We start from the raw sequence: 9,824 nt of genomic DNA on the forward strand, positions 1-9,824 counted from the left end.
TCACGAGTTGCAATTACAAGTTGCAGTCGCGATCAGCAACCAAGACTGAGTCAACCAAGACTGAGTCAACCAAGACTGTAGTGCGAACTGAATGAGACTTCAAATACTTCAGCAAACTTCTGAGCCACGATCGGTAAAACTTGCTCAACAGTTAAATCAGGAAGCCAATCGGCCATGCGTCCTACGGGTTTGTCTGTAATGCCGCAGGGCACAATGCGACTAAATCCTGTCAAATCTGGGCAGACATTTAGCGCAAAGCCGTGCATCGTAATCCAGCGACTCACCTTAATGCCGATCGCGGCGACCTTGGCCCCCTCAACCCAAACGCCCGTTAACCCTGGCACCCGATCGCCCTGCAACCCATATTCTGCCAAGACTTGAATAATCACTTCCTCCAACTGCCGCAGGTACCAGTGCAAGTCCTTGCGGTAATGCTGCAAGTTTAAAATCGGATATCCCACGATCTGTCCGGGACAGTGGTAAGTGACTTCCCCCCCCCGTTCAATGCGATGCAGTTCATATTCGCTAGACTGGGGATTAAATTTGAGAAATCCTTCATCGGATCCCTGCCCTAAGGTATAAACGGGCGGATGCTCTAATAACGCCAAGACATCTTCGGGATCCAATCCAGCTTCGAGTTGGGCTTTGCGATCTCGCACCTGTTGCTGCTGCCATGCCCACGCCTCTGCATAGGGCACTAATCCAGGGTGATGCAGGCGGCACGATCGACGATTTTCTGCTAAATTTTTCTCAAGTACCACTAGATATAGTGTCTCCAACTTGAACAAAGCACTGTAAACTACGAATCTAGCGATCGCGTTTGCTTGGGCGATCGTCAGTTCTGGAATCTCAATTGTTGCAGATTCTCTCCAAACCTTCCCTTGGAACCTGTTGAGGAATTGCCGTGAATCTCCCCAACCCCACTCGCCATACTGGGATGCCCTGGTCGCAGCCCGACTACCACCAACCCGAAGCCCATCCGTTGGAGTCGGGGCATATTCTGTTGAGTCCCGGTTGCCACTATACCTATCGCATCATTGGGCCATGCTGTCGGTTGTTCGATCGGGAGCAGTTGCCCTATCCCTGTTGCCGCATCGAATGGCATGGCAAAGAACCCAGTTGGCGACGCATTGGCAAGCGCTACGTGCCTGACATGGCGACTAAGGGTAGCCCGTCCTACAGTGTGGAAATTGTCGGCCAGGAGCACCGCACTAAGCCCATGGTGATTACGCTGTATTCGGTTAAGCTGTCGCCTGAACAACGGGAATGGTGGCACTCCCGCAAGCCGATCGTTAGTTCAAATGACTAGCAAGGCGAGTGCGCTCGAAGATACCGCTGTTGATTTGACGATGGTCTACGACCGACCGAAGGTCATCGAGTTCACGGGTGCTGTAGCGTTCAGTAGCAGCAAGTTCGAGATAGAAAAGGCGTTCAGCTTCAGACTTACAGCGCGACATGATGATGCGATGGTGCGTCCAACTCAATTGCGTCCGCAGTGCGGTCGTAATCTGTGAATCGGGATAGGTTTCATAAAATTGGCGCATTCTCTCAAAGTTGCGCTTTTCAAAGCCTTTGATGCCGGGTTCTTGAGCTTGAATGAACGCTGCAAGTTGTTCGATCGTTTTTTGTCCCCATTCGGATGCGGTCATGCGATCGCTGATATATTTTCCGATGCTCCAATAAAGTTTGATCAATTCCTGGTTCGTGTTGGCAAGAACTTTTTGCTGAGCCGATTGAATCAGGGTGAGAACTTCAGTAAATTGGGGTTGCAAAGGATATGTTATCAGTGATCAATTGTGTCAACTCGTGGATTAATTCTATTCCACCAAATGCTTAGGTTGCAGAACGTTCAAAAGGGTCTGTTGGTGTGCCCTGGTGAAATCACCAGAAGCAATGGTGCAGACCGTTGGCGCAGCCTGCCGTAGGCATGGACACGCATTACCAACCTGCTCAAACTGGTGACAAGTAAGCGTCATGCGACTTTGACGGGCATTAGTCGTAAAGGCTATTGGCGCTTGTCAAAGACGTTGGCAACGCAAACGGGAATGACCTATGAATGGTTAAAGAAACAGGGATTGCTCTCAATTAAGCAACTGTAGAAACAAGCTCAAGGTTACGTTTAAGTCATCAGTGTTGTTTGCGCGGCGACCTGATCTGCCCATTGCGGACCCGCATGGCAGGTGGTGTGGGAGGGGAGGGTTAAATTCCCTCCTCGACCCGATTAGACTACCGGCCAATAATAAGTAAAAATACTCCCTAAATTTTTGTTGATCTTACAACTCAAAATCCCTAGAAGCTTTCCGAACGTGCTATCCTAGTTTCTAGAGCACAAACATCGGTTAGCAGCATTTGTTCCTAGTATTAACAAGTTTTCAAGTTTCTCCTTTGACAGACTTCTCTCCGAAAATTTACTCTACATATCCTTCAATTTTTGGAGACAAGCTATGTCAATTTATGTAGGCAACCTGTCCTATGACGTTACTGATGCCGATCTGACTTCTGTATTTGCAGAGTATGGATCTGTAAAGCGAGTTCAGCTTCCCGTAGATCGTGAAACTGGTCGTATGCGTGGCTTTGGTTTCGTAGAAATGAGTGCGGATTCTGAGGAAACGGTTGCCATTGAAGCACTAGACGGTGCGGAGTGGATGGGTCGTGATTTAAAAGTTAATAAAGCTAAGCCTCGTGAAGATCGCGGCGGCGGCTCATTTGGTGGCAATCGTAGAAGCGGTAACAGCTTCTCTCGTGGCTACTAAATATCGAAGCTGAGGTAGTAGTCTGGCTGTAGAGGTCAGACCGAACGAGAAGGGTTCAAGCATTTCTGCTTGAACCCTTCTTGGTTCTAACTCAGCAATTTAGGGCTGCTTAATTCGGTAGTGCCCTGAAGGGCACTACCCGTGTGTGGACGTTGTGGTACGTTGATTGGCTCAGCTGCCCTTGGAAATACAGCAAGAATTGTGGACTGTTCTGGATTTGGATGATGTCCGGTAAGCTGATCGCGCAGGTCTAAACGAGAGAGTACAGCAGGTTGTGGAACAAACTTTGACGGCTGATGATTGGCGGGCGATGACCCATGGTCGGTCGTAGACCATCGCGAAGGCTGCCGCTAATTCAGTGCAAGTGCAAGTGTTGGCGCGTCACTGTTTGCCAAAAACTGCCTAATGAATGGATTGGTGGATGTTGAAGCGGGTGGAGATGATTTGGATGCCTGATGATGTTGATGCACGATCGCGTATCTCAAGCTGCTCTCGGCCCACCTAATTAAGACTATTGTGACCAATCAACGATCGATAAACCTAGAACTAATGAAAAATCTCGATAGTTGCAAGTCACAACTGTTGCTTGGTTAGCCAATGCTACAGCGGCGTTAATTCGTACAACCTAGCCGTTAAAAAGTTCTTGAGCCGTGATGATTGTAATAACAACGTCTTTCCCTGCGGCTTGAACTTGGCGAGTGACATTGGAATTTCCCAGAGTAGTAAAGAGGCGGTATCTGTGTCCAAAATCCAGAGGCTCATGGCGTTTCTATCCGATCGAAGGGTGAGCTTCGAGTCCACGTTCGGCGCGCATTTCTGTCATAATTTCGGCAAAGTCGGGATCGCCTTTGTACATACCCATGAATTCTGTCCAAGGATTTTCCTGTTCAGTTATGGATTCTTCTGGAATCACTGGAAAGCTGAGTACCTCTGTTCCGGTAAGGTGGGCTGTGACTAATTTTTGGAGGGCTTCGATCGCAGCTTCTCTAGTGGGTGCTGTGACTTGGCAGTCGTTTAGTTCGACGACAGAAGCAACGAATTGTTCGCCTACGAATTTTAGTAGGATGTGGAGATTTAGACTTTTGATGCTGCGTGAATCAAGCAGGTTCATTGGTGTTACCCTCAAGAAGTTGCTCTCGCTTTGATTATAGGCGATGCCTATGACCTGTCGAACGAGAAGGAGCGACGGCGGGATATTGATGCAAGCACCTCAACTGCCTAAATTAGGGCTGTAAAACACTGCCCATAATCTGCCCTTATTTTGACTCCCAAATTCACCCAAACTAGTCCAAACTCACCTAGTCGATCTTTTGGGGAAGTGCGTTAAAACCCTTGCGTAGAGCCTGTATTACTGATGGGCAGTACAAGATTCGAACTTGTGACCCCTTCCGTGTGAAGGAAGTGCGCTACCACTGTGCTAACTGCCCGCGCTTCGCCAATATAACAAAGTCCGATCGTAAAAACAAGCCATTACTCCAAAAAAATCTAGCTCCCCGCGCCCAGCCCCACAACAAGACTCCTAAAACCTAACTATCCAGCAAATTTGAGCACAATTTTCAATTTTTCCGGATCATCCTTCCCTGCTTAGAAGAGTGGAGTGGTAGATGCACCCTGATGATGAACCCTGACTCCGGTCGGGGTTTTTATTTTTAGATACGATTTTTGCAGATAATGGATTGATCCGCCCGATCGCCCACCATTAGGGAGCAGCACATAAATAAAATCCCAATTGGGTAGGGGTAGGAGAGTAAAAGGGTAGGAGGGTAGGGGAATGAAGAGGGGATATTATTTCTTTGCAAATCCCTTACCCCTTGCGCCGCTGAAATCGACCTAATAACCGCCCCACAAACAAATTCAACTCTGGCAACCGCAACTGACTCGAGATCGCTCCAAACACCGCCAAACCGCCACCCCCCGCGATCGCCAACTGCACCAGTTGAATGCCCACGCCTTCCGTTCCCAACAGCTTTTCCAACTGCGTCAGAATTCCCCAACTTGCCAGTCCCGCAAGGCCACTGGCGATCGTCAATCCCCCGATCGCAAAACCCCAGGATTGCCAGCCTAAACCATGTAACTTACGGTTGAGATAATAGGTTAACGCCACCATTGAAATCACATTCACACTCACTGTCGCTAACACCAACCCCGGTGCCCCCAACGGCAAGAGCAAATAATCAAACAACGCATTTAGGAAAATATTGACCATGCTAATGCGAAACGGTGTATTGCCATCGCCCAACGCATAAAACACCCGCACCAACACATCCCGACCTAAATAAACAAACATCCCTACCGCATAGGCCACCAACACCGAACCCACAATATAGGACGCATTGGGATCAAATGCTCCCCGCTCGTAGACAATGCGCACGATCGGCTTTGACAACGTAATAATCAACGCTCCCAAGGGTAACATCGCGATCGCTGTAATCAGCACCCCCTGCCGAATCCGCTGTTTTAGCTCTGGCCAATTTTCTGGACTAGTCAAGCGGGAAAATACGGGTAAAAACGGCACCAAAATCATATTGGACAGAATCCCTAGGGGCGTCTGCACCAGTAAATTGGCATAGTCCAACGCAGACACTGCCGCCGCCGGATTGGGCAAAAAGGACGTAAAAATCATGTCCGTATAGACATTGATCTGCAACATTCCCGACGCAAACAGCGCTGGCCCCATCACTCGCGTCACTTCCTTCACCGCCGGATTGTGCCAGTCAAAGCGGAGCCGTAAATTGCCTAACCCCTCTCGCTTCTGCACGATCGCCTGGGCAATCCACTGCAACACCGTCCCCGCCACAAAGGCCCCCGCTAGCACCATCCCGCCCAAGAGCGCATTTTCTGGTGCGGCAATCTTGCTGCCCAGGGTAATTGCCAGTCCGGCCACCGCCGCCACCACCGCCAAACTGGAAATCAACGGACTGACCGACGGTAACCAGTAGATATCCGAGGCATTCAACGCCCCAAAGCCAATGCCAATCATCCCCGCAAACCAAAAGGTGGGAGCCATGATCCGCAATTGCTGAATCGCAATGTCCCGCACTTCCGGCGCTTTGGTGACCAATCCCGGTGCAATTAGCGTAATCAGATAGGGAGCCAGGATGACCACCAGCACCGTCATCCCCAACAGCACCAAGCCCACCATCGTAGACACCGTTTCCACGATCGGGGCCACATCCTTTTTCTCTTTCTTGGCCAAAACACTGACCATGGCACTGTGGAATGGCCCGTTAATGCCCCCTAACAGAATTAGAAAGAAGCTAGGAATGATGGTGGAATACTGATAGGCTCCGTAGGCGGATCCCACCCCAAAGGCAGCGGCTAGGGCCACTTGGCGCACTAGGCCAAAGACTTTACTAATCAGAGTGGCAACGGCCACAATGCTGGCAATATTGACCAGCGATCGCTTTTTGGGGGCTTCTTCGGACACGCGGGTTGAGGTTGGCTAAACTAACAACCTCCCTATTTAATCACCTCTCGGTCGGTTCAGCGTTCTTCCCCAAAATTTGCACGAATTCTTGCCCTAATTCATGGTATTTGCAGCCAAAGAGGGCGTTGTGGCCAGAAAATCTGCTTTTCTCCTATCTGTTTGATCCTCTAGGAGCCAAATTTGGGAACCGTAAGGTAATTGATTTGCGCCGTTGTCTAGGGAGAAGATTGTGTCTGTATCAACTCAGCATCCACCAGAACCGACGATCGCAGTGCCCACGGTGTTAGGTGGCAACGATCGACCACTCACCCTAGACTCCACGCTCAAGGATTTACCGCTATACAATTGCCCGGTTGACATCCAAATCCTCGGGCGGGATCTGGCGCAGGTTTTTGAAAATAATCCAGACTTACCGGGTGTGACGTTGCTCGATCGGGGAAATTGGGTGGGAATGCTCTCCCGTAGCCGTTTTTTAGAATATTTGCTGCGACCCCAAGGCGGCAAAATGTTTTTGAATAAATCCCTGAAGGTGCTCTACAGCTATGCCCGGACAACCTGCCTCACCCTGCCTGGGAATACCCAAATCTTACTGGCCGCTCAGCAAGTGTTGCGCCGATCGCAGATTTTGGGCAGTGAACCGATTGTGGTGCAACTGGCCGATGACACCTACAGTCTGCTGGAATCCCATCAATTAAACTCCGCCTACTGGCAAATTCGTGGCATTGAGATGCAGGTTTGGCAGGAGCGTATGCAGGTACAGATGATTCGCAGCGATAAGATGGCCAGCCTAGGGCGTTTAGTCGATGGGGTGGCCCATGAAATCTTGGATCCAGTTAGCTTTATTTGGGGAAACCTCAGTCACCTATCCAGCTATGTCAAAGACGTCTACAGCTTGATAGAAGCCTACGAAAAAGTCATGCCGACTCCCCCGCCCCATATCGCGGCCCTGCGGGAGGAAATTGAAATTGATTATCTGCGGGATGATATTCCTAAAACCCTAGAAAGTATTCGGACTGGGGCCGATCGCCTCTCCAAATTGGCCTCCAGTCTACAAAACTTCTGCCATATTGATGAAGTGTATCCGACTCCTGCTAACCTTCACGATTGTTTGGATGGGGTATTGCTCTTACTAAAAAGTCGCCTCAAAAATGAACTAACGATCGTCAAGCACTATGGACATTTGCCGCCTGTGCCTTGTTTCATTGGTCAAATTACCCAAGTCTTTTTAAATCTTCTCAGCCAAGGCATTGAGCGGTTGTTGGTGCGGGCAGTAGCGGAAACCTGGCAAACGGAATCATTAAATATTTACGGCAAGCCCCTGACTCCGGTGGATTCTTGCATTATGGTAACGACGGAAACTTGTTCCCTAGATGGCAGTGGAACCCGCTGGATTTCGATTCGTATTGGCAATAATGCTGCTCCGATGTCACTGGAAGAACAGCAACAGTTGCAAGCCAGTTTTCTTGATCCGCATCTAATGGGTACGGAAACCAGTTTGGTGACTAGCTATCGGATCATCACCCATCGCCATAAGGGAATGCTAAAGGTGCGAACCCGGATGAATCCCGAGGATATCTTAGAGGAAGGTATTAACACAGAATTTGAAATGTTAATCCCATTGTGATAACTATCCGTAGGGGAGGTTGGGGCTTTACGATCGCGGCTTAATTGGGAGCCGTTAGAAACTTGCTCAGCAATCGCAGCCCTGATTCAGTCACCCACCGCCCCGTCCACCCATCTACCCATTTGGACTTTTATTGGTACGCTGTTCCCTTAGGAAGGTTCGGGAATGACCAGTTCAAGGTATTGGCTATCGAGCAGAAAGGCTCCCCGCTCAAACCGAATGCCCCAAGTATCGCTGGGATATCGATCTAAAACAATGCCCTCTTCTCCCACACAAACGACTTGAGAGGGGCGCAGCATCGGTTTGGGTTCTGCGGTTTTAATGTAAGGCGGTTGTTTAATCAATCGAACCTTGGCACCGATCGGGAATTCTTTTGACATAATGGTTGACTCAATAAGAAGTGAATAGATGGGGGTAATTCTGTTTACAGCTTAATGTAAAACACCTGATGGGGGTTCGATCGGGGCTGCATTCTCTCTCCTAGCGCGGTTGCGGCCCCAACGATCGATTGTGTAATCGCTGGGCGGTTCTTAAAATTTGCCCTGCCAGCATCGCTGCTCCAAATCCATTATCGATATTAACGACACCAATGCCTGCGGCACAGGAATTCAACATTCCTAGCAATGCGGCTAATCCATTAAAGCTAGCACCATAGCCAATACTTGTCGGAACAGCAATCACCGGACAATCTGCTAGCCCACCCACCACGCTGGGCAATGCACCCTCCATACCTGCCACAACAATTAAGACATCAGCATCGGCAATAATATGGCGATTACTGAGTAACCGATGAATCCCCGCCACCCCCACATCCCACAACCGCTTCACAGAACACCCTGACAACTCCGCCGTAATCGCAGCTTCCTCTGCCACAGGCAAATCCGCTGTCCCCGCCGAGAGGATGCCGATCGTGCCTGGGATGGCCTGGGGAGGGGCCGATCGTAAAGCGCAAATCTTGGCCCGATCGAAATACTCCACCTGGGGCACCATCTGCCGAATCCAATCGTAGACCTCCCGTTCCACCCGTGTCGCCATCACCACCGATGTGCGATCGCGCATCGACTCCATAATTTGGGCAATTTGCTCCGGTGTTTTTCCCGGCCCCCAAATCACCTCCGGAAAGCCTGTTCGCATGGTGCGATGGTGATCCACATGGGCAAAATCTCCCACCTTTTCAAAGGCAAAATCCTTGAGAGTTTCCAACGCCCGATCGGGGCTGAGATGGCCTTGGGCAACGGCTTGCAGCAGCGATCGAATCTGTTCCGGGTGGGTCATAGTGCCGCAGAAAATCAATTACACTGGAACTAACCTACCATTGACTTACCCCCTTCTCGACTCCATTCGCCGGAATTCTATCGTCCATTCCATCCATCCCCCATCACGAGGGAACCATGGTTACCCAACTAAATCAGCCCCAGCCGACAGCCAGCGATCGTCCCGATATTCACTATCCCGACAGCGACGGGCAGCCCATGGCCGACAACACCCTGCAATTCCAGTGGATCGTCACGATTAAGGAAAATCTGGAACTTTTATTTGCCAACGATGCCAACGTTTTTGTCGCAGGGGATTTGCTCTGGTATCCCGTAGAAGGGAATAACAAATCTGCGGCAGGCTCCCGATGCCATGGTCGTGTTTGGCCGACCCAAGGGCTACCGAGGCTCCTATCAGCAATGGAAGGAAGACAACTTGGCCCCACAGGTCGTGTTTGAAATCCTCTCGCCGGGAAATCGCCTCAAAGAGATGGCGAAAAAGTTTCAGTTCTACCAACAATACGGCGTTGAGGAATATTACCTGTACGATCCCGACACGATCGATCTGATGGGTTGGCTGCGGGGGACAGAATCGGCGGAGTCATCCAGGGAATACTTAATGATTATTGAAGAAATGGAAGGTTGGGTCACAGGGTAAGCGCATCTCAAACGCTATTGACAACTAGGGGTGGAGTCTTTACCCGAGTCGGGCAACGCAGCGGCTAAGACTTGGAGCATAAACGTGTCATCCATTGCGGCTCGCTTCG

Annotated in this window: 12 protein-coding genes and 1 tRNA gene; 6 read left to right on the top strand and 7 right to left on the bottom strand. The window is 50.1% G+C overall.

Annotated elements, in window-relative coordinates; translation table 11 throughout:
- Positions 1-65: 65 nt before the first annotated feature.
- The gene (lipB, locus tag ACN4EG_RS18855) at positions 66-761 is read right to left on the bottom strand and encodes a lipoyl(octanoyl) transferase LipB (RefSeq protein ID WP_431631727.1); all 696 of its coding nucleotides are present in this window, start codon (positions 759-761) and stop codon (positions 66-68) included.
- A 143-nt stretch (positions 762-904) separates the two neighbouring features.
- Between lipB and ACN4EG_RS18860 the strand changes: the two genes are divergently transcribed.
- The gene (locus ACN4EG_RS18860) at positions 905-1,309 is read left to right on the top strand and encodes a hypothetical protein (RefSeq protein ID WP_431631728.1); all 405 of its coding nucleotides are present in this window, start codon (positions 905-907) and stop codon (positions 1,307-1,309) included.
- Here the strand turns inward: ACN4EG_RS18860 and ACN4EG_RS18865 are convergent.
- Positions 1,293-1,772 carry a DUF1016 N-terminal domain-containing protein gene (locus ACN4EG_RS18865; RefSeq protein WP_431631729.1) on the bottom strand — a complete coding sequence of 160 codons (480 nt, stop codon included), beginning with the start codon at positions 1,770-1,772 and terminating at the stop codon, positions 1,293-1,295. The two genes, ACN4EG_RS18860 and ACN4EG_RS18865, sit on opposite strands and share 17 nt — an antisense overlap.
- 186 nt (positions 1,773-1,958) lie before the next feature.
- Between ACN4EG_RS18865 and ACN4EG_RS18870 the strand changes: the two genes are divergently transcribed.
- Complete coding sequence (locus ACN4EG_RS18870; RefSeq protein WP_431631730.1) at positions 1,959-2,099, top strand: hypothetical protein; 141 nt, start codon at positions 1,959-1,961, stop codon at positions 2,097-2,099.
- 345 nt (positions 2,100-2,444) lie between these two features.
- Entirely contained in the window at positions 2,445-2,753 is a 309-nt protein-coding gene (locus ACN4EG_RS18875; protein WP_190574290.1) for an RNA recognition motif domain-containing protein, read from the top strand.
- 769 nt (positions 2,754-3,522) lie between these two features.
- Here the strand turns inward: ACN4EG_RS18875 and ACN4EG_RS18880 are convergent.
- From ACN4EG_RS18880 to murJ, 3 genes are all read right to left on the bottom strand, one after another.
- A complete protein-coding gene (locus ACN4EG_RS18880) occupies positions 3,523-3,864 on the bottom strand; it encodes a hypothetical protein (protein WP_431631731.1) in 342 nt (113 codons plus the stop codon).
- 244 nt (positions 3,865-4,108) lie between these two features.
- Positions 4,109-4,180 (bottom strand) — tRNA-Val (locus ACN4EG_RS18885).
- Between the two features lie 377 nt (positions 4,181-4,557).
- The gene (gene murJ, locus ACN4EG_RS18890; protein WP_431631732.1) at positions 4,558-6,180 is read right to left on the bottom strand and encodes a murein biosynthesis integral membrane protein MurJ; all 1,623 of its coding nucleotides are present in this window, start codon (positions 6,178-6,180) and stop codon (positions 4,558-4,560) included.
- Between the two features lie 229 nt (positions 6,181-6,409).
- Here murJ and ACN4EG_RS18895 point away from each other — a divergent pair, with 229 nt between their 5' ends.
- Entirely contained in the window at positions 6,410-7,804 is a 1,395-nt protein-coding gene (locus ACN4EG_RS18895; RefSeq protein ID WP_431631733.1) for a sensor histidine kinase, read from the top strand.
- Between the two features lie 149 nt (positions 7,805-7,953).
- On the opposite strand, the gene sipA is transcribed toward ACN4EG_RS18895, so the two are convergent.
- Complete coding sequence (gene sipA, locus ACN4EG_RS18900; RefSeq protein WP_431631734.1) at positions 7,954-8,184, bottom strand: regulatory protein SipA; 231 nt, start codon at positions 8,182-8,184, stop codon at positions 7,954-7,956.
- Between the two features lie 100 nt (positions 8,185-8,284).
- Positions 8,285-9,079, bottom strand: a complete 795-nt coding sequence (larB, locus tag ACN4EG_RS18905; RefSeq protein WP_431631735.1) for a nickel pincer cofactor biosynthesis protein LarB — start codon at positions 9,077-9,079, stop codon at positions 8,285-8,287.
- Positions 9,080-9,195: 116 nt separating this feature from the next.
- Here larB and ACN4EG_RS18910 point away from each other — a divergent pair, with 116 nt between their 5' ends.
- Both ACN4EG_RS18910 and ACN4EG_RS18915 read left to right on the top strand, forming a co-directional pair.
- On the top strand, positions 9,196-9,516 hold the full coding sequence (locus ACN4EG_RS18910; RefSeq protein ID WP_431631736.1) for a hypothetical protein: 321 nt from the start codon (positions 9,196-9,198) through the stop codon (positions 9,514-9,516).
- The gene (locus tag ACN4EG_RS18915) at positions 9,431-9,715 is read left to right on the top strand and encodes a Uma2 family endonuclease (protein ID WP_431631737.1); all 285 of its coding nucleotides are present in this window, start codon (positions 9,431-9,433) and stop codon (positions 9,713-9,715) included. Before ACN4EG_RS18910 ends, ACN4EG_RS18915 begins: the two co-directional genes overlap by 86 nt.
- Positions 9,716-9,824 lie beyond the last annotated feature (109 nt).

This window comes from Alkalinema pantanalense CENA528, assembly GCF_050753345.1.
GTDB classification, from domain to species: domain Bacteria; phylum Cyanobacteriota; class Cyanobacteriia; order Leptolyngbyales; family Leptolyngbyaceae; genus Alkalinema; species Alkalinema pantanalense.